We start from the raw sequence: 19,059 nt of genomic DNA on the forward strand, positions 1-19,059 counted from the left end.
CGATGGAGGAGTTGGGGTTCCCGTTACGGTGTAATTCGTCCGGTTGCTCGCGGGATCAAAGTTCGTGCCGGTCTGCGTGCCGTTGTTCGGGCCACCGGAAATCGACGATGTTATGAGGCGCCCAAGAGCGTCGTACGTGTAGGTCGTCGTTTCCTGCGCGACGGATGGCGCAACAACGACGATCGCTGCCAACGCAGCGAAAATAAGTCCCAGCCAACGCCTGCCCAAAGCCGCCGCCCCCCACTTAGCGAATCGCGGCCAGAGCCGGACTGCTTTGGGCAATAGAGCTGCCCGGAGCCTTAGATCACGTCAAGTAATTCATTCAACGATGATCGGAAATGACATTACGGTGACAAGATACATCCATTTTGGACATATTCCTTTTGGCGTTTCAAAATTATTACCTTGACTTCCTTAAGAGCTTAAAAGCCGCTCCGCAGCCGGAGCCAAATTGGCCAGTAGTAGTAGGTCACTTTCTGCCATATGGGCGATACCATACGACGCTTACCGCCAAAGATTCCCGCTTCATTCATCTGTCGATGCTACCATCCTCCTTACAACACAGCAGGCGGGCCGTGATAAGCGGCACGACGGCGCGTGCGGCCAATTCGTCCAGCCCTTCTGTGATCCACCGGTAATTGCGTAATTACGGTGCCACGTGCAAAAACCCCTAAACGAACCTTCCGCCCTAGGACTGCAAGCGCATAAAAAAAAGGGCGGCTGTCGCCAGCCGCCCCTTTCTCATTCGATCGCCTCGACTCAGCCGGTCGGCGGGCTGTCGATCCAGGTCGACCAGAAACCAGCAATGTCGCTGCGTGGCGCGGTGGTCACCGCGGCGAACGCCGTCTTGGCACCGGCCTTGTCGCCCGACAGCGCCAGGGCGATGCCCAAATGCGTATTGACCTCATCATTGTTGACGCCACCCTTGGTCAGCGCCTGCTTGTAGAGCGCGATCGCCTTGGGATAGTCGCCGCGGCCCAGGAACGCATCGCCGGTCTGTGCCGACAGCGCGCCGGTGGCCGACGCCGCCGCCTTGGTCTCGAGCCCGGCGAAAGAGCCCTCGGCCGCGACCTGGCTGTTCGAGCTGGTAACCAGCGCCTGGATGTTCGAATTGCCGGTGCCGGGGATCTTGCCCGCCGCCTTGCCCTCGGCGATCACCGCCTTGGTTTCGTCGGGCAGGCCGACGTCCATCACCTTTTGCGCATATTCCTCGTAATAATTCTGGTCAGCGAGCGACTTGGTCTGGCGCATCAGCCGGAACACGTCGATCATCTGCTTCTTGTCGAGCTTCGCGACGGGGTTTTGGGTCAGCGCGTAATAGCCGAGCGCGTCGCGCCAGGTCTTCGACGTCGGATAAGCGACCAGCCAGCGCTTCAGCCAGACGATGGTCTGCGGCTTGAGGCCGGCGGCGGCCGATTGCGCGATGCCGTATTTGTAGATGTCCTCCGACTGCTTGCCGGACGCGGCCACCTTTTCGAGGTCGGCCATGCCGCCGGCGGCATCGCCTGCCTGGACCTTGGACTTGGCGAGATAGAGCGGCAGGTTCGCTTCGGTCGACCCGTGCTGCTGTGCCTGCTGGAACAGCCGGCTCGCGCGCGCCCAATCCTTGTTGTCATAGGCAATCGTCGCGCGGCTGAATTCGAACTTGGGCAGCATGTCCGCCGGCGTCTTGGGATTGACGATCAGCGCGTCGAGCGGGGCGATCATCGGCGCCGGATCGAACGCACCGTTGGTCCCGGCCGAGGAATCGGCGATTTTCTGCGACACAAGCGCATAGCGCAGGAAGGTCGAAATATATTTGTCGTCGTCGGTCTTGGCCGCCGCCTCGGCTTCGCCAACCGCGGCCTCGGCGGTCGCCATATCCTTGGCGAGCAACGCGGCCTTGGCCTTGTTCGCGGCGACCGCGACAGCCTGGGTATATTGCGGGCCGGCCGGGGCCTCTTCCTTCTTCTTGGCAAAAGCGGGCGGCGCAAAGGCCAACCCGGTCGCGCCGGCGACCATCGCCGCGGCGAAGGCGGCCGTCGAAATGCTCTTCATCAATCTCTCCTCATGGGCGGGGAAACCCTTCCCCACCGCTCTAATCAGCGGGCGCCGGGGGTTCAAGGCGCGTAGCGGGGCAAATCGCCGAAACCGGCTGAATGCGGATTGAATGGAAAATTGCACCCGCATGGCCGCTCGGGCAGCGGCTGGTACCGGATTGCGCCCTCACGCGCGCGTACGCGCGCGCGTGACATCGGTTGCATCAGCCGCTAGGGTCGTCATCGAACAGCAACATCACCTGAAAGACCCCAAAACTTGACCGACGAGACCGTCCTCGCCGACCCCTCGGACATTACCCCCATCTCCATCGTCGATGAGATGAAGTCATCGTATCTCGATTATGCGATGAGCGTGATCGTCGCCCGCGCGCTGCCCGACGTGCGCGACGGGCTGAAGCCGGTTCACCGCCGGATTCTGTTCTCCGCGCAGGAAAGCGGATTCTTCTACAACCGGCCGTATCGCAAATCGGCGCGCATCGTCGGCGACGTGATCGGTAAATATCACCCGCACGGCGACAGTTCGATCTACGAGGCGTTGGCGCGCATGACCCAGGATTGGGCGATGCGGCTGCCGCTGATCGACGGCCAGGGCAATTTCGGATCGATGGATCCCGATCCCGCCGCCGCGATGCGCTACACCGAAGCGCGCCTGGCCAAGTCGGCAAGCTTCCTGATGGAAGATCTCGACAAGGATACGGTCGACTTCGTTCCCAATTACGACGGATCGGAAAGCGAACCGTCGGTCCTGCCGGCGCGCTTCCCCAACCTGCTGGTCAATGGCGCCGGCGGCATCGCGGTCGGCATGGCGACCAACATCCCACCGCACAATCTGGGCGAGGTTATCGACGCGTGCTTCGCGTATATGGATCGCGCGGAAAGTGGCGGGGCGCCGATCACGACCGAAGAGCTGATGGAATATGTACCGGGCCCGGATTTCCCGACCGGCGCGATCATCCTCGGCCGCTCCGGCGCGCGATCGGCGTACGAGACCGGACGTGGCTCGATCATCCTGCGCTCGCGGCATGAGCTCGAAGAAGGACGCGGTGATCGCCGTTCGATCGTCCTCACCGAAATCCCCTATCAACAGGGCAAGAACGCGCTCGTCGAAAAGATCGCCGAGGCCGCCAAGGACAAACGGATCGAAGGCGTCAGCGACATTCGCGACGAATCGAACCGCGAAGGCGTGCGGATCGTCATCGACCTGAAGCGCGATGCCACTCCCGAAGTCGTGCTCAACCAATTATGGCGCCACACGCCGGCCCAGGGCTCGTTTCCGGCCAACATGCTGGCGATCCGCGGCGGCCGGCCCGATCTGCTCAACCTCAAGGACTTCATTCAGGCGTTCATCCAGTTCCGCGAACAGGTCATCACGCGGCGCACCAAGTTCGAACTCGCCAAGGCACGCGACCGCGCGCATCTGTTGCTCGGCCTGGTCATCGCGGTCACCAATCTCGACGAAGTCGTCCGCATCATCCGCGGATCGTCGAGCCCGACCGAAGCCCGCCGCGCCCTGTTGATGCGCGAATGGCCGATCGCCGAAATCGCGGGCTATATCCGGCTGGTCGAGGCGACCGATGTCGAGGTCACTGGCGACAGCTATCGCCTGTCCGACCTTCAGGTCCGCGCGATCCTCGATCTGCGCCTCCATCGCCTGACCGCGCTTGGCCGCGACGAGATCGGCGACGAGCTCAAGGAGCTCGCCGCTTCGATCGCCGAATTGCTCGAAATCCTGGCCAATCGCGCTCGCCTCTACGAGGTGATGCGCGAGGAACTGGCCGCGGTGCGCGCCGAATTCGCCACGCCGCGCCGGACCGAGATCGCCGGTGCCGCCGACGGTATCGAGGACGAGGATTTGATCGAGCGCGAGGACATGGTCGTGACCGTGACCATGCAGGGCTATATCAAGCGCACCAGCCTCGACACGTTCCGCTCGCAAGCTCGCGGCGGCAAGGGCCGCGCCGGCATGGCGACCAAGGACGAGGACGTCGTCACCGAATTGTTCGTCACCTCGACCCACACGCCGGTGCTGTTCTTCTCGACGCTTGGCCGCGTCTATCGGATGAAGGTGTGGCGCTTGCCCGAAGGCGGCGCGAATACACGCGGCCGGCCGATGATCAACCTGCTGCCGCTGGCCGAGGGCGAGACGATCTCGACCGTGTTGCCGCTGCCGGAGGACGAGAATGAGTGGGGCAAGCTCCACGTGATGTTCGCGACCGCCAAGGGGTCGGTGCGCCGCAACTCGATGGACGCGTTCACTAACGTGCCGTCGAACGGCAAGATCGCGATGAAGTTCGAGGGCGAGGATGAGGACGACCGGCTGATCGGCGTCGCCTTGCTCGACGAAAGCGACGACGTTCTGCTGGCGACACGCCAGGGCAAAGCGATCCGCTTCGCCGGCGACGATGTCCGCGAATTCCAGAGCCGTGCATCGACCGGCGTGCGCGGGATGCGGCTGGCCGATGGCGACGAAGTGATCTCGCTATCGATCCTGCACCGCGTCGGCGTGCACGATCAGGAGGAGCGCGAGGATTATCTCCGCCACGCCGCGTGGAAGGGCGAGGATGTCGAGGGCGTGCGCAAGCCGCGCGAGATGAGCGATGCCCGTTACGAAGAACTGATGGCCAAGGAACAGTTCATCCTGACCGTCTGCGCCAACGGTTACGGCAAATTGTCTTCGGCCTATGAATATCGCCGCACCGGCCGTGGTGGCCAGGGCATCACCAATATCGACAATATCGCGCGCAACGGCCCAGTCGTCGCCAGCTTCCCGGCAACCAAGGGACATCAATTGATGCTGGTTACCGACCAGGCCAAGCTGATCCGCATGTCGCTCGGCGACCTCCGCGTGATTGGCCGCGGGTCCGCCGGCGTCCGCTTGTTCAACGTGGCCGAGAACGAACATGTCGTCTCGGCCGCGCGGATCGAGGAGACCGAAGGCGATGCCGAGGCGGATTTGACCGCGGGCGAAGAGCGCGAAGTCGCGCCCGATCCCGGTGCCGATACCGCCGACGACAGCGCGGCGGGCCCGGCCGACGGCGAATGAGCGACCGCCCGGCCCTTGCCTATAAGGTACTGACCGCCGATCAGATGCGCGCGCTCGAAGCCGATGCTTTCGCGGGCGCGCCGATCGATCTGGCCGATGGCTTTATCCATCTGTCGACCCGCGATCAGCTGACCGAGACGGTCGACAGGCATTTCGCCGGCCTATCGGACCTGTGGGTCGCGGCGGTCGACCTCGCGGCGCTCGGCGACAGCGTCCGGTGGGAAGAATCGCGCGGTGGCGCGCTGTTCCCGCACATCTATGGCGCCATGCCGCTTGAGGTGGTGGTCGCTTATGGCGAGCTCGAGCGCGATGATGATGGAACGGTGAAGCTGCCCGTCGCGGGCTGACGTAATTCTCTCTCTCCCACTGGGAGAGGGAGTTCAAATCAAGGCAATAAATCAACCACCTCGAACCCCTCGCCTTCTTCGCGCAGCAGCATAGTGCGGTGGCAATGTTTGGGATCGTGCTCGAAGCAGAGCAATGCCGACGGTTTTTCGGCGGCGAGGTCACGGAGCTCCGCCGCCTGGGCCTGCGCCTCGGGCAAATGAAGCTGCCCGGCATAGACGCGTTCCATCGTCCGCCAGTCGCCCTTCTTGGCGGCATCGCGGCCCGGCTTGGGCGTGCCGAGCGCCTTGAGATGGACATAGCCGATCCCACTGTCCTTCAGCGTTGCCGCCAGGACGTTCTTCGAAAATCCCGGCCGGCGCGACAGCGGAAGCGCGCGGACGTCGATCACTTGCTCGACTCCTGCCTCGCGCAATGTGGCGAGGAAGGCATCCATCGTCGTGCCTTCATAACCGATGGTGAAGATCTTCATCGTCTTTCCAACGCAGTAAGGTGGTGACCGCTCCCCAGGCGATCAGCAATTGGCCGCCTAGATAGAGCGGCCAGATCAGGAAGATCGGGATCGGCGAGCCCGACAGCGGCCCCATCTTGGCGAAGATCAACAAGTCGGACGCGACGAAGAATATTGCACCGAGCCCGACCCGATAGCGCGGAAACCGGCTCAACCAGGCGCTCGCCGCCATTATCGCGAGCGCGGTCGCGTAGACCGCGATTCCCGGCGCGGCCGTGCGGTCGGCGGGCAGAAGGAACGCGATGAGCGGCACACCGATCAACAAGACCACCGACAACCCAATCTGGCTGGGCGTCGGTTTGGTGCGGCGATGGAGCAAATAGAGTATCGCCGCGGTGACGTGCCCGGCCAGGAATGAGATCCCGCCTCCCACGTCACTCAGTTCGAGCACTACATCGCCCAGCGTCCCCAACGCCAAGACCGCGGTGATCAGCCAGCCATCCCGCCCGTGCGCATTGAGCGCCGCCCAGATCGTCAACAGCGCGACCGCCGCGCCCTTCCAGGCGATCCAGGGCAACCTTGCTATGGTATGCTGATCGACGAACCAGAAGCTGAGGCCGGCCAATATGGCCAGGATCAGCAGCCATGTCGCACGGGGCTTCGTCGATATCCTCGTCATGACGATGTGATGGCCCCACCGGTCGATATCGGCAACATGCTTTGTCATCCGGCGTCGGCGCGGCTATCGCCCGGCGCCATGACTCATGACATTCACATCATCGGCGGCGGCCTGGCCGGATCCGAGGCGGCGTGGCAGCTGGCCGAAGCCGGCGTGCGCGTGAAGCTCTCCGAAATGCGCGGCAGCGGCGACATGACGCCAGCACATCACACCGACAGCCTGGCCGAACTGGTCTGTTCGAACAGCTTTCGCTCGGACGATGCCGAGAACAACGCCGTCGGGCTGCTCCATGCCGAGATGCGCGCCTTGGGCTCGATCATCATGAGCGAGGGCGACCGGCACAAGGTGCCGGCGGGGTCGGCGCTGGCGGTCGACCGCGACGGTTTCTCCGCCGGTGTCACCACGCAATTGGCGGCGCATCCCAACATCACGATCGTTCGCGAACGCGTCGACGCGCTTCCCGATGACGGTCTCGCGATCGTCGCGACCGGCCCGCTCACCGCGCCCGGACTCGCGGCCAGCATCGGCGCGGCGACCGGCAGCGACGCGCTCGCCTTTTTCGACGCGATCGCGCCGATCGTGCATCGCGACAGCATCGATATGGAGACCGCCTGGTTCCAGTCGCGCTGGAACAAGGGCGACGGCAAGGATTACATCAACTGTCCGCTCGACAAGGACCAGTATCACGCCTTTGTCCAGGCGCTGGTCGACGGCGACAAGACCGAATTCCGGGAATGGGAAAAGGATACGCCTTATTTCGAGGGCTGTATGCCGATCGAGGTGATGGCGGAGCGCGGGCCGGAGACGCTGCGCTTCGGGCCGATGAAAGGCGTTGGGCTGGACGATCCACGAACGGGGCGATGGCCCTATGCCGTGGTTCAGCTGCGCCAGGACAATGCCATCGGGACCTTGTGGAACATCGTCGGGTTCCAGACCAAGCTGAAACACGCCGAGCAAGTGCGGCTGTTCCGCACCATCCCGGGCCTAGAAAACGCCGAGTTCGCGCGGCTGGGCGGGTTGCACCGCAACACCTTCATCCGCTCGCCCGAATTGCTCGACCCGACGCTGCGGCTGAAAGCGCGGCCCAATATCCGCTTCGCCGGCCAGATCACCGGATGCGAAGGCTATGTCGAAAGCGCGGCAGTCGGCCTCTTGGCGGGCCGTTTCGCGGCGGCAGAACTGCGCGGTGACGCCCTGCCTCCGCCGCCCGTCGAAACTGCTTTGGGTGCCCTGCTCAACCACATTACCGGCGCGGCCGAGGCCGAGACCTATCAGCCGATGAACGTCAATTTCGGCCTGTTCCCGCCAATCATCGGTCGCACGAAAAAGGCGGACCGCAAGAAGATGTATACCGAACGGGCCCGCGCCGCCCTTGCCGGCTGGCTGGCCGCTTAGGAATCCTCCTCGCGATTATCCTCCACCGGCGCCGGAGCAGGTGATGTCGGGCGGCAGTTAGGCCGCGGCTTGGACTTGCGCTTGACTGCGGTCGTGGCGAATTCGCTCGCGTTCATCGCGCCGGACTTGTCCTTGTCGGCCAGCGCGAACTTGGTTTCGGCTTTCACTGCCCATTCGTCGAACGACAAGGTGCCGTTGTTATCGACGTCGAGCTTGGCGAAGGCCTTGTGCCGCGCCGCCAGATATTCGTCGCGGGTAATCGAGCCGTTGCGATCCTTGTCGTAGCGATCGAACCGTTTCTGTTCGCGCGTGGCGGGCAGTGCCTCGGGGACCGCGGGACTGGTCGCCTGTCCGTCCGGCGTCGCAGTTCCGGCCGCGGCCACCGGCATGGCGGCAAGCGTCGCCGCGGGCGGCGATCGCATTGCCTGAAATGTCATTCCCGCTACCACCAACAAGATGGCGGCCGCCAACCCCGCAAGATATCGCCACATCGCTCGTTCCTCCTTTGACCTCACGCTAGCGCGCTCGAAAGGCGGAGAAAACCGAATCCCTCCATCTTGGTGCTATCTGCCGGTCAGCCGAAACCGCGCGAGCCGAAGGATGAAGGTCGGCGGAATAGGTCCGTCCAGTTGCCGACCCGCGATCAGCGCCAGCGCGCCCAGCGCCCGGCCATTCCTGCCCCATCGCGGCCGGCGAGCCTGGGCGAGCATGGTGGCGGCTCGCTCCCGCGCCTGGCTCGCCAGCGCCGGATCGCTGAGATTGGCGGCGAGATCGGCCAGCGCCCACCCCTCCCCCGCGTTTCCAACCGGGTCATCCGGTGCCGCGTCGAGCGCCATCCCGGCCATCGTGAACAGCGCGCGCCCGCGCAGGCGCGCATGATCGTCGATCGACCCAGTTCCGATATCGCCCAGCAACGGCTCCCACGCCTCCACCATCCCGCTGAGCGCGCGCCCGGTAATCCCCAGCGGCAGGACCGCGTCGGCCAGGGATTGCAGCACGGGCTCGGCGGGCGCGCTGGACGCGTCGAGACCCTGCAGCGCCTCGCGCCACCAGGCGAGCCGCATCTGCCCGACCAACGGTTCGCGAGTCGTACGCAATACATTGCCCAGCGCGGTGTCGAGCGCGAACAGCGCGTCCAGCGCCGCGCGCGACTTGTCCGGGGCGTAACTCAACGCGAGGTCAAGCCAGGGATTGGTAACCACCGATGTACGCGGCAACACGCTTGCGCTCATGGCGATGGCACGCACCCCTTTGGCCGGATTGATCGGTGGCGGCATCGATATGGCTCGCCGCTACGTCGTCAAGTCGCGACTTCAGCATACTTGTGATGCGCGCGCCCTCTCCCAGCCATCATCCGGTCGATATTTTAAATCCGCGCCTTACTGAACCAATCGAGCGGTTTGGAGGGCAGTTGAAAAGAGCTGCTGGAGAGCGGTGGTAATGTTATCATTGGCGGTCACCGTCTGAACCAGTGGCGCACCATTGATGCCCAGCGACGCGCAACTCTGCAGCCCCGTAACGACCTGATCCGAGCTCCCCGCACCGCCGACCGGGTAAGGCGAAGGCGGGGGCGGCAGGAATGGAGCTACGTTCGTCTGTGACCAGCCGTCGCCTGCGAGCGATTCCGGCAGATATTGGGTGTAGAGGATGGCGATCTTGATCCCTTTGGCTTTGATCGCGGTGCATTCGGCCAGATCGGTACTCCGCATCGGCCCGAAATAGCGTCCGCCACCGTTCGGCTGGTCCAGCATGCCGTCTGAAATGATGAACAATATCTTTTGCGGCGTTGCTCCAGGTGCGCCGGTTCCCGCGGTGGGAATGGTATTCTTCATCATGGTGAGCATGTTGGTGAATTCAGTGGATTGATCGTTGTTGCTCGCGCCCTTGGCGGGTTGCGAATTCTGCCACCAGTAATCGTCAGCAGGAAATACTGAAGCAGCCGACCAACCGCTACCATAGGATGCGACGTTAGCGAGGGAATTGAGCGTTTTGACGGGCGAGGAGTCACCAGCTCGCGTCCAGTCGAACGAGAACATCTGTGCCTGATAGGTCACATGATACTGGCTGGCCTGGTTCGCGGCGAACGGGATCAGCTGCGATGCCGCTGCAACGACATCATCCTTGCGCAAGGTGATGCTCGCGGGACTGCCGTATAACGTTCCATAATTGTGCGTGAGCCAATAGCCGTCCGCCCAATATCCGGTGTCATAAACGCTGCTGGTTGACGTTGCGGTTCCTGTGGTCGTGGTAGTAGTCGAACTGCCACCGCTTACGGGCGTAGACACCTTCTTTGTAGTGGGAGTGGAAGTCACCTTCTTGTACACAGTGGCGGGACCGGAGCTGCTGTCGGTAACCGTGTAGGTAGTGACCGACACTGTAGTAACTGTTGTATCGACATAGTTTCCGCCGGACGTCGTCCTCGTTGGTCCTGACACGGACGTGGAGGTCGAGGTCATGAGATTTCCTGAACTGTCATAGACCAGGTTCGCAGCTGAATCCCAACGGTAGAATACGCTGTTCGTCGATGATCCCGCGGTATAATAACCAGTCGAGAGAAGGATATGCCGCTGCAGCGTGTCCCTGATGTAGATGGCGTCTTGCTTGGGAAGCTGCGCGTGACATGCAAATGCACAGCCTTCGGTTTTCCACGGTGATTTCGTAGCCGCAATGATTTTGCTGACCCCATCGGAAGTCGCGGGCAGGAGCATCGATGGCGAATTGTCCATCGCCAGATAAAAATCGACATTGGGCGGCTGTGCGGCGCTTGCCGTGGATGTTCCCTTGATCGTCAGAGTCGGCGCTCCGAGGATTCCGCCAAAGATGTTAATTGATTCTGCCGTGTAGGTGACGGTGGCTTTGCGAAGATAGCCCAGAGCGCCGCTACTCCCTGACGCGCCGTCTAAAACCGTGGGAGTCATCTGCAGATTCCGGTATCCGGTCAGCAGGCTTGCCTGCGCAGTGAACATGTTGTTTGCAGCAGATGTCGACGCAGTGTTGGACTGAAGGATCATGGAGGGTGCGACGGCGGCCAAGGCGGCAGCGTCGGCAGCGGCGTCCAACTGCGTCTGGAGGCTCAAGGCGCGAGCATAGTCGATACCGAAACCGACCGCGAAGGTCAGCGGAATGAGCGCGAATCCCGTGATCATCAGGACCCCTCCCCTCTGGTCGGCTTTCAGCCGACGAAGGAGCCTGACCCATGCTGCCGCAGCCGTCGCTGATAGGAGTTTCCGCATCATATAAGCACCTAATAAAGGCGGGGAACCATGTAGATGGTTTTCGTCAGCGCCGTTGTTTGGATCGGGACGAAGCTGATCACCGGTGTGAAGTTGTAGGTGATCTTGCCCCTGTACAGCCAGCCACCGGCCGTGCCGACCTGGGTCTTGTTGCTGATACCGGCAGCAAGGTTTCCACACACGTTCGAGCTGTCGGGCGAGGTCGGTATCATCGGCAAAGTGATCATGTTGGTCGGGATCGAAACGACCGTGTTGGCCGCCTGCGCCTCGTTGGTCGGGAGCGTGCCTTCAACCTGGTCAGGGGTCGCGTTAGCAACGATGCTGCCGTCGGCGTTCTGCGTTTGAGCCTGGGTCCAGACCACATAGGCATGTGAAGCGTCGCAGACCCTGAGGAGCGAAATCTGCTCGGTCGCGACGTCGAGCTTGTAGGGCGACAGCACGACGGCACTAGCGCTGAGGTAGGACTTCGCATTCGCGCTGTTCGGATCGTTATAGAGGGCGGTGGGAGACATTGTCCGGCTGACGAGATCGACCAGAGAACGGGTCGCAACCGTCACTTTACGGTTGCACGCGATCATATCCGACAGGCAGCATCCGCCCGCGTACAGGAGAAAAAGCACGGGCAAGACGAGCGCGAATTCGACCATCGCCGCCCCGCGAGCATTCTGTGCGAAACGCTTCAGCATGAGGTTTGCGACGTGTTGCAGGTGTAGTTCTCGGTCGTGAACACAGAGGTCGCCACAAGTTTGCGGTTGCCATTCGGCTGATCTGACAGGTCGAGACCGAGCGGTCCTTTTCCTGTCGGCCACAGGTAAATCAGTTGCAGGACGACAATACGGTTCTGCCCGGCGCCGCTCGCCTGATAATTGTAGCCCGTGCCTGTCGAAGTCAGGACGCCATTGCTGTCGTAGGTGAACGTCGGCGAAGAGGCGTTGGACACGTTATAGGCGCTTACGGTGGTAACGTTGACCGTTAGCCGCGAGCACGAGAGCATCGACGGCAGCATGGAGGGCGTGCTGATCGCCTGGCCATTCGGCCCCGTGCCGGAAAAACCGTTGCAGATGGCGTTCTTGAAGTCGCTCGCCGTCATGCCGACGTGACCGTTGGCAAGTTGCGTGGTTTGAACCGCACCGGTCAGCATCAAGCGCCCAGCGCTTTGGGCTGCTGTCTCGAGCATCTGCTGTGCCAAATAAATGAGCATCGTGTATAAGATCGCGAGCAGCAGTGCCAAAAAGACGGGGCCGACTATCGCGAACTCCAGGGCGGTCACACCTTTACGGTCACGCCACAGGTTCGTGCCAAACCGACACACACCTTTCAGCGCACCATTGATCCCGCCCAACATCGCCACGCATGCTCCCTCACGGGCATTTTCCACCGTGAAGGTTGAGAATCTGTGAACAACGAGCAACGCCAAGCGAGATGGTCGCCATCACCTTCGTCGTGCCGCCAACCACGATGGGGCACTTACGGAAAAACGACAACAATCCTGTCTATATGCGAACGGACGAGATGGGTGGAACAGTGATCGGAAACCCCGATCCGGACGGCGTCGCGTCGGTTCCCGCCGCTACTCGCTCAGCGCCGGTAAGTCAGGCACAAGCCTGCGATGAACCACTCAGATGGGGCAGCCCGGTGGGCGGCTCCAGTTCTACAGCGCAATCCCTCATCGATCCGGCAGGGAAACGTGGTGGCGTACGGTAGATGACGACGATCGTGGCAGGCTTCAACGTCGACAGCGACCCGACCCGCGTGAAATCACACGTCGCGGATGCGAAGGTCCCGCTCTATTGCTGAAACAACCAGCGCATCTGCAATGTCGGCGACAACGATACCGGGACCAATTCAGCGCGGCATTCACCGGCGCGCTCGCCACCTTGCCCCTCGTCCCCGGCAACGGAACCAAAGTGGCCGACGGCACACCGCAGGCGATCCTTCCTGATCGCTGACGGCATGCGCGATGAATTGAGCTGAGGAGCCCCCTCAGGGGCGCGTGGCGTCCGGATCATGGTGTTATACGCCAAATATCTGCCTGAATCCGCGCCCGACCCCCGGTCGATCACCAACGTCAAAACGCCCTATTTGACGGCGCCGGACAAGATCAGACCCGCGCTGCTGTCCTGTGCGTGGAGCGGGCTGTATTACGAAATCACGACGGACGATGACAGCTCCCGCGGCGCTTACCGCGTTGTTCAATTGAGGCGATCGCGACGGCAAGGCTGTCATGGTGACGGACTTGGCGAGACGGGGTGACAATAGCCATCCGGCCTAGTGACTGTCTTAGTTTCGGCCTAGCCCATCCAATCGAGCCGCAGTGCGATCGGTCTAGGTGGCCACGTCGCGGGGTGAAAACCCTGGACCCTGTTTTTCACCTGGCCCCGCCATCGTTAGATATTCAGAGGTAAGCGGCTCGCGAATTTGATCTTGCCGCGTCGCTCATCACTGATTCGCGTAAAAATTGACCAATTCTCCAGTCATCGTTACCAGTCGCAACCATGATCGGAGAATGATTCACAAAGTCTAACGTCATCGTTGTCGCCTACGCCGGTGTAATAATTCAACCTGTTCTATATCGTATGTTCTCTCACATGGGTATTTTATTTTGCCCCGGGCAATTTGTCGCAATTTGTATCGATATGTCGCAAATTGTATCACAAAGACTAGTGTGGCCAATTTGAGACAGTCTATCACTTTCATGAGACGCGAACCCGCCCTCTCTTGAACCCGATATTTTTTTTGTGGCAAGACGGTTGCCATAACGAACAAAAATAGGGGCTCTTATGCGCATGAAAGGTCTTCACGCGTCGACGGCACTCACTTCCGCCGTCCTCGTTTTTGGCATGCTGTACGCTGGCCAGGCGTCGGCGCAAACGGCTGCGGCTGGCGGCCAGACACTATGTCCGGACGGCAGCACGCCGACGGCGGATGCACCCTGCCCTCCGACGGCGACTGCGCCGACGGCCTCCGATCAATCGGGTGAAATCGTCGTCACGGGCTCGCGTATCCGCCGCCCCAATCTGGATTCGCCCGTCCCCGTAACCAGCATTTCCGGCGAAGAATTCTTCAAGACGGGCAGTACGTCGGTTGGTGACGTGCTCAACGAACTGCCGGCTTTGACCAGCACGTTCAGCCAGTCGAACTCGACCCGTTTCCTCGGGACCTCGGGCTTGAGCCTGCTCGACCTTCGCGGCCTCGGAACGCAGCGGACCCTGGTCCTTGTGAACGGACGCCGCCATGTCGCGGGCGACATCCTCAACGAAGCGTCCTCGCCAGACATCAACACGATCCCGTCCGATCTGATCGAGCGCGTCGACGTCGTCACCGGCGGGGACTCGGCGGTTTATGGTTCGGACGCCGTCGCCGGTGTGGTGAACTTCGTCCTCAAGGACCATTACGAAGGCGTCCAGATGCGCGCGCAGAGCGGCATCAGCCAATATGGCGACGCGCCGTCTTCTTTCGTGAGCCTGCTCGCCGGTAAGAACTTCGCCGGCGGCCGTGGAAACATCGCGGTCAACCTGGAATATGCGCATCAGGGCGACTTCTACGCCAGCGACCGCGAGGACTATCGAGTCAACAACGGTTTCGTCACCGTCGACACCAAGAAGAATGACGGTAAGCCGAACCGAGTGTTCTCTAACGACATTCGCAGCGCGACGTACAGCAACGGCGGCACCTTCCTTGGCAACGCATGCGGTCCGTTCGATGCCAACCATTCATATTATTGCTCATATCACTTCAACCCGGACGGTACCCTGACGCCAACCACTGGAAATCAGCGCATCGGCACCTCGTACGGCAGTTTTCTTGGTGGCAACGGCGACAACTTCCGGGACGGGACGCAGCTCGGCCTGCTGCCGAAACAAGATCGCTACAGCGCTAACCTGCTCGGGCACTTCGAAATATCGCCCGCATTTGTGCCCTTCATCGAAGCGAAATATGTCCGCACAGACGTGCTGGGCAGCGCCAGTGGTCCTTTCTTCTTCAACGGCGGCGTGACGGGCTCGCCGCGCGAAGTGTTCTACACCGACAACCCCTATCTCAGTTCGCAGGCGCGCACTTTCCTCACGGACTATTACGGCGTGGCGAACAATGCGCACCAACCGTTCTATTTCAATGAAAACGCGACCAGCCTCACGAATCGGCAGGAGCGGGTGCGTCGCGAAACCTATCGCATCGTCGCCGGCGTCCGTGGTGAACTCGGCAGTGGTTGGTCGTACGAAGTTTCCGGCAACTATGGCCGGTTTGATGAAAAGAACGAGATTCTCGGCAATGTGAATCTGCAGCGCTTCCTCCTCGCTATCGATCCGGTTGACGAGGGGCAATTCAAGACCGGCACAGCCAACGGCCATATTGTTTGCCGTGCAACGGTCGACCCCGCTGCACGCATTGCTCTCGAGGCGCAGACAGCCAACCAGGCATTTGCTGCCGCTCATCTGGCTGCCGATGTGGCAGCCTGTCAGCCCGTCAACCTATTCGGGACCGGCAATGTGAGCGACGCGGCGAGAAGCTACATATTGCAGAACTCGGTGGCCAAGGGCCGCATCACCCAGTTTGTCGCCAACGCATTCCTGAGCGGCGACACGCGCAATTTCTTCAATCTGCCCGGCGGTCCGGTCGGGATCGCACTTGGTGCAGAATATCGTCGCGAGACGGCATCGTATAAGCAGGATGACTACACCAAGGCCGGCCTGACGTTCTACAACGCCATTCCCGATCTAAGTGCCCCGGCATTCGAGGTGAAGGAGATCTTTGGGGAGCTTCGCCTGCCGATTCTCAAGGACGTACCGTTCTTCCACGAACTGACGCTGAGCGGCGCAGCGCGTTATGCTAGCTACAAGGGTAATGCAGGTTCGGTGTGGGCATATAATGGCAACCTGGAATGGTCGCCAGTCCGCGACATCCGTTTCCGGGCGAACTACTCGCGTGCAGTACGCGCGCCGACACTGGTCGACCTCTACAGCGGGTTCGGCCAAAACTATGAGTTCGTGAGCGATCCATGCTCGAACTATTCGCAAAACCCGAACTCGACGGTTGCAAAGAATTGCCAGGCTGCAGGCGTGCCCGCGAACTTCGTCTATGACTATATTCAAACGATGGGTTATTTTTCGGGCGGCAACAAAGAGCTCAAGGCAGAGACCTCTGACTCCTACACTATCGGCACAGTGATCACTCCGCGGTGGGTACCCGGCTTATCGCTGACGGTCGACTGGTTCGACATCAATGTTAATAACGCAATCGCTTCGTTGGGCGCCCAGGACGTCATCGATGCCTGTTATAATCAGTCGGGCATCAACAATCAGTTCTGCTCGCTTTTCCAGCGGTATAATGGACCTGCGGGCACAACCGGCCCGTCCGGAGAAATCCCAGGCCGTATCTTGGAGGGCAGCCTGCACGTTATTCCGCTCAATTACGCAAAACTGCGGGTGCGCGGACTCGACATAGAGCTAGGTTACCAACACAAGTTTGGCGATATCGCCAATGTGTCGACGCGGCTGCTCTACACGCACAATTTCCGTAACGATACGTATCTCGACGCCACCGACCCGAACTTCCGTACCCAGCAATTGGGTACGCTCGGCTATCCGTTCGACGAATTCAGCTGGAACCTGGATCTCAACAAGGGCCCGATCACACTCGGCTACAAGCTGCGTTATGTCGGCAAGATGACGGTTGCTCCCTGGGCGGCATTGCATGAGGTCAATGGCATTCCGGCGTCCGAGACCGACTATTCGGACATCAAATATTATCCGGATACCTATCTGCACAATGTGCGCCTGCAGATCGATGCCAACAAAAAGTTCAACTTCTATGTCGGCGTCGACAACCTGCTCGACACCAAGCCGCCGCTGGGAACCCTTGGCACTGGTTTCGGCAGCGCGATCTACGACAATGTCGGCCGCTTCTTCTATGCGGGTGTTGTCGCCAAGTTCTGATCTTTCTCTACGATCTATACTCAGGGGCCGGGATTTTCCCGGCCCCTTTCTTGTGGCGAACACCCCTCTTTGCTGGCATCGACGATGCCATGCGCGATGATACAGGTTCCCTTCAGGCCGCGCTCCGGAATGGGGTGCTACTGCTCGATCATAATCCCGTTGCAGCCGTCGAACAGGCAACGGCAATTCTTGAAGTAACTCCCGGCCAGCCCGAGGCGCTGCGGCTATTGGGCAAAGCATTGCGCAAACTGGGGCTCGCGGAAAAGGCGGCCAAGGCCGATCTCGCCGCGATCCAGTCGACGCTGCGGTCGCCCGACATCCAGTCGGCACGGACCGCTATCATGACAAATGATCTCGCGGCCGCAGAACGCATCTTGCGCACTTCATTGTCTCGCTCGCCCAACGATGTCGTCGCCGCGATGATGCTGGCCGAGATCGCGACCACGCTGGGAATCCATCCTGAAGCCGAGCGGCTGCTGAGGCAGGCGGTATCCATCGCGCCTGACTATCCAGATGCCAAGGTGAGTCTGGCACTCACCTTCTTCTCGCAAGGTCGTCTCGACGATGCCCTTACGACGCTTGACGGCGTCATCGCCGACAATCCAAAGGTGATCGTCGCAGCGGCCACGAAGGCCGACATTCTCGCGCAGACCGGCAGTTACGACGCCGCGGCGGAAACCTATCGCAAGCTTCTCGCCATCATCGACGACAACCCCGAAATCTGGCTCTGGTACGGGCACTTGCTGAAGACGATGGGTCGACAAAGCGAGTCGGTTGCCGCTTATCGTCGCGCCACAGCGCTCAATCCTGAACTCGCGGAAGCTTGGTGGTCGCTGGCCGAATTGAAGGCGAACAAGGTCGAGGCCGAGGATCTCGCGATGATGCGGCGGTCGCTGGATCGCTTGGTCGCGCCAGCCAAGCGCCTGTACCTCCATTTCGCGTTGGGCAAGGCGCTGGAGGATCGCCGCGAATGGGAAGCCTCGTTCCGTCATTATGCCGAAGGGAACAAGCTGAGGCTGGACCTGATTCCGCATGATCGGGGCGCCGTGTCGGAAGAAGTCGATCGCTCGATGGCGCTATTCACATCCGCCTTCTTCTCAGAACATGCCGGTATGGGCTGCCAAAGACGGGATCCGATCTTCGTCATTGGCATGCCGCGCGCCGGCTCCACGCTCATCGAGCAGATCCTGGCGAGCCACTCGCAAATCGAAGGCACGTCGGAATTGCCCGACATCCCTCATATCGTGCAATCGCTGGTCGCTAGGGACTGGCAGAACAAGGCAGCCGCATATCCAGCCGTGGTGGCTGATTTGACAGCGGAAGAGGTGCGAACGCTCGGAGAGCGCTATGTCGAAAATTCGGCTTCAAAGCGTAAAACGTCGCGACCCTTCTTCATCGACAAATTGCCCAATAATTGGCGCTACCTCGGTCTGATCCATCTCATCCTGCCCAATGCGAAGATCATCGATGCGCGGCGCGACGCGATGGCTTGCTGCTTCTCGAATTTTCGCCAACATTTCTCGCGAGGGCAGACCTTCGCCTATTCGATGCAGGATCTTGGCAGCTATTATCGCGATTACGTCCGGGCAATGGACCATTTTGACGAAACGCTGCCCGGCCTCGTCTATCGCGTTCAGCATGAATCGCTGGTGGCCGATCCCGAACGTGAGATCCGCGCTTTACTGGATTATCTGGGTCTGTCGTTCGAGGAATCGTGTTTGCGTCCTCACGAAAATGCTCGTCCGGTCCGCACGGCGAGCTCTGAGCAGGTCCGCCAGCCGATCAACCGCGATGCCTTCGACCTGTGGCGCCACTACGAGCCCTGGCTCGACGAGCTAAAGGCGGCCCTGGCCGGCTGAAGCCCAAACGAAAAAGGGTCGGCAACGCCGACCCTTTCCCATCAATTGTGCGTCGGCAGGATCAATACCGATAATGATCCGG

Annotated in this window: 15 protein-coding genes; 6 read left to right on the forward strand and 9 right to left on the reverse strand. The window is 61.1% G+C overall.

The annotated features are described in order from the left end of the window. On the reverse strand, nucleotides 1-192 hold a 192-nt coding region (locus tag SAS01S_RS22645; RefSeq protein WP_245656988.1), incomplete at its 3' end, for a hypothetical protein. Nucleotides 193-759: 567 nt separating this feature from the next. Beyond that, a complete protein-coding gene (locus SAS01S_RS17840; RefSeq protein ID WP_066812132.1) occupies nucleotides 760-2,037 on the reverse strand; it encodes a tetratricopeptide repeat protein in 1,278 nt (425 codons plus the stop codon). Nucleotides 2,038-2,295: 258 nt separating this feature from the next. Between SAS01S_RS17840 and gyrA the strand changes: the two genes are divergently transcribed. Next, nucleotides 2,296-5,082, forward strand: coding sequence for a DNA gyrase subunit A (gyrA, locus tag SAS01S_RS17845; RefSeq protein WP_066812135.1), 2,787 nt, complete (start codon nucleotides 2,296-2,298; stop codon nucleotides 5,080-5,082). Continuing rightward, nucleotides 5,079-5,429: a DUF952 domain-containing protein gene (locus tag SAS01S_RS17850; protein WP_066812137.1), complete on the forward strand. Its 351-nt coding sequence runs from the start codon at nucleotides 5,079-5,081 to the stop codon at nucleotides 5,427-5,429. The genes gyrA and SAS01S_RS17850 overlap by 4 nt, the downstream gene beginning before the upstream one ends. A 38-nt stretch (nucleotides 5,430-5,467) precedes the next feature. On the opposite strand, the gene SAS01S_RS17855 is transcribed toward SAS01S_RS17850, so the two are convergent. Both SAS01S_RS17855 and SAS01S_RS17860 read right to left on the reverse strand, forming a co-directional pair. Next, nucleotides 5,468-5,899 carry a DUF488 domain-containing protein gene (locus tag SAS01S_RS17855; protein ID WP_066812140.1) on the reverse strand — a complete coding sequence of 144 codons (432 nt, stop codon included), beginning with the start codon at nucleotides 5,897-5,899 and terminating at the stop codon, nucleotides 5,468-5,470. Then, nucleotides 5,874-6,557: a lysoplasmalogenase family protein gene (locus SAS01S_RS17860; RefSeq protein ID WP_084239170.1), complete on the reverse strand. Its 684-nt coding sequence runs from the start codon at nucleotides 6,555-6,557 to the stop codon at nucleotides 5,874-5,876. The genes SAS01S_RS17855 and SAS01S_RS17860 overlap by 26 nt, the downstream gene beginning before the upstream one ends. A gap of 78 nt (nucleotides 6,558-6,635) precedes the next feature. On the opposite strand from SAS01S_RS17860, the gene trmFO reads away from it, so the two are divergent. Next, entirely contained in the window at nucleotides 6,636-7,952 is a 1,317-nt protein-coding gene (gene trmFO / locus SAS01S_RS17865; RefSeq protein WP_066812150.1) for a methylenetetrahydrofolate--tRNA-(uracil(54)-C(5))-methyltransferase (FADH(2)-oxidizing) TrmFO, read from the forward strand. Here trmFO and SAS01S_RS17870 read toward each other — a convergent pair. Next, complete coding sequence (locus SAS01S_RS17870; RefSeq protein WP_066812141.1) at nucleotides 7,949-8,443, reverse strand: EF-hand domain-containing protein; 495 nt, start codon at nucleotides 8,441-8,443, stop codon at nucleotides 7,949-7,951. The genes trmFO and SAS01S_RS17870 overlap by 4 nt on opposite strands. A 72-nt stretch (nucleotides 8,444-8,515) precedes the next feature. Beyond that, entirely contained in the window at nucleotides 8,516-9,172 is a 657-nt protein-coding gene (locus tag SAS01S_RS17875) for a squalene/phytoene synthase family protein (protein WP_169804982.1), read from the reverse strand. Nucleotides 9,173-9,188: 16 nt separating this feature from the next. Here SAS01S_RS17875 and SAS01S_RS22295 point away from each other — a divergent pair, with 16 nt between their 5' ends. Continuing rightward, complete coding sequence (locus SAS01S_RS22295; RefSeq protein WP_245656990.1) at nucleotides 9,189-9,338, forward strand: Tad domain-containing protein; 150 nt, start codon at nucleotides 9,189-9,191, stop codon at nucleotides 9,336-9,338. Here SAS01S_RS22295 and SAS01S_RS17880 read toward each other — a convergent pair. The 3 genes from SAS01S_RS17880 to SAS01S_RS17890 all read right to left on the reverse strand — a co-directional run bounded on the left by SAS01S_RS17880 (nucleotide 9,332) and on the right by SAS01S_RS17890 (nucleotide 12,530). Then, the gene (locus tag SAS01S_RS17880) at nucleotides 9,332-11,098 is read right to left on the reverse strand and encodes a pilus assembly protein TadG-related protein (protein ID WP_066812143.1); all 1,767 of its coding nucleotides are present in this window, start codon (nucleotides 11,096-11,098) and stop codon (nucleotides 9,332-9,334) included. The genes SAS01S_RS22295 and SAS01S_RS17880 overlap by 7 nt on opposite strands. 98 nt (nucleotides 11,099-11,196) lie before the next feature. After that, nucleotides 11,197-11,871, reverse strand: a complete 675-nt coding sequence (locus tag SAS01S_RS17885; RefSeq protein ID WP_066812145.1) for a TadE/TadG family type IV pilus assembly protein — start codon at nucleotides 11,869-11,871, stop codon at nucleotides 11,197-11,199. Next, nucleotides 11,865-12,530 carry a TadE/TadG family type IV pilus assembly protein gene (locus SAS01S_RS17890; protein ID WP_084239176.1) on the reverse strand — a complete coding sequence of 222 codons (666 nt, stop codon included), beginning with the start codon at nucleotides 12,528-12,530 and terminating at the stop codon, nucleotides 11,865-11,867. The genes SAS01S_RS17885 and SAS01S_RS17890 overlap by 7 nt, the downstream gene beginning before the upstream one ends. Nucleotides 12,531-13,965: 1,435 nt before the next feature. Between SAS01S_RS17890 and SAS01S_RS17895 the strand changes: the two genes are divergently transcribed. Next, the gene (locus SAS01S_RS17895) at nucleotides 13,966-17,118 is read left to right on the forward strand and encodes a TonB-dependent receptor domain-containing protein (RefSeq protein ID WP_245656989.1); all 3,153 of its coding nucleotides are present in this window, start codon (nucleotides 13,966-13,968) and stop codon (nucleotides 17,116-17,118) included. 89 nt (nucleotides 17,119-17,207) lie between these two features. After that, complete coding sequence (locus SAS01S_RS17900) at nucleotides 17,208-18,977, forward strand: tetratricopeptide repeat-containing sulfotransferase family protein (protein ID WP_066812148.1); 1,770 nt, start codon at nucleotides 17,208-17,210, stop codon at nucleotides 18,975-18,977. Nucleotides 18,978-19,059 lie beyond the last annotated feature (82 nt).

The sequence above is a fragment of the Sphingomonas asaccharolytica NBRC 15499 genome (assembly GCF_001598355.1).
GTDB lineage: Bacteria > Pseudomonadota > Alphaproteobacteria > Sphingomonadales > Sphingomonadaceae > Sphingomonas > Sphingomonas asaccharolytica.

Excerpts from the sequence above, each read along its gene's own strand:
- SAS01S_RS17840 (WP_066812132.1), bottom strand. The coding sequence starts at position 2,037 with ATGAAGAGCATTTCGACGGCCGCCTTCGCCGCGGCGATGGTCGCCGGC.
- SAS01S_RS17850 (WP_066812137.1), top strand. The coding sequence starts at position 5,079 with ATGAGCGACCGCCCGGCCCTTGCCTATAAGGTACTGACCGCCGATCAG.
- SAS01S_RS17855 (WP_066812140.1), bottom strand. The coding sequence starts at position 5,899 with ATGAAGATCTTCACCATCGGTTATGAAGGCACGACGATGGATGCCTTC.
- SAS01S_RS17860 (WP_084239170.1), bottom strand. The coding sequence starts at position 6,557 with ATGACGAGGATATCGACGAAGCCCCGTGCGACATGGCTGCTGATCCTG.
- trmFO (WP_066812150.1), top strand. The coding sequence starts at position 6,636 with ATGACTCATGACATTCACATCATCGGCGGCGGCCTGGCCGGATCCGAG.
- SAS01S_RS17870 (WP_066812141.1), bottom strand. The coding sequence starts at position 8,443 with ATGTGGCGATATCTTGCGGGGTTGGCGGCCGCCATCTTGTTGGTGGTA.
- SAS01S_RS22295 (WP_245656990.1), top strand. The coding sequence starts at position 9,189 with ATGGCACGCACCCCTTTGGCCGGATTGATCGGTGGCGGCATCGATATG.
- SAS01S_RS17880 (WP_066812143.1), bottom strand. The coding sequence starts at position 11,098 with ATGATCACGGGATTCGCGCTCATTCCGCTGACCTTCGCGGTCGGTTTC.
- SAS01S_RS17885 (WP_066812145.1), bottom strand. The coding sequence starts at position 11,871 with ATGCTGAAGCGTTTCGCACAGAATGCTCGCGGGGCGGCGATGGTCGAA.
- SAS01S_RS17890 (WP_084239176.1), bottom strand. The coding sequence starts at position 12,530 with ATGTTGGGCGGGATCAATGGTGCGCTGAAAGGTGTGTGTCGGTTTGGC.
- SAS01S_RS17895 (WP_245656989.1), top strand. The coding sequence starts at position 13,966 with ATGCGCATGAAAGGTCTTCACGCGTCGACGGCACTCACTTCCGCCGTC.
- SAS01S_RS17900 (WP_066812148.1), top strand. The coding sequence starts at position 17,208 with ATGCGCGATGATACAGGTTCCCTTCAGGCCGCGCTCCGGAATGGGGTG.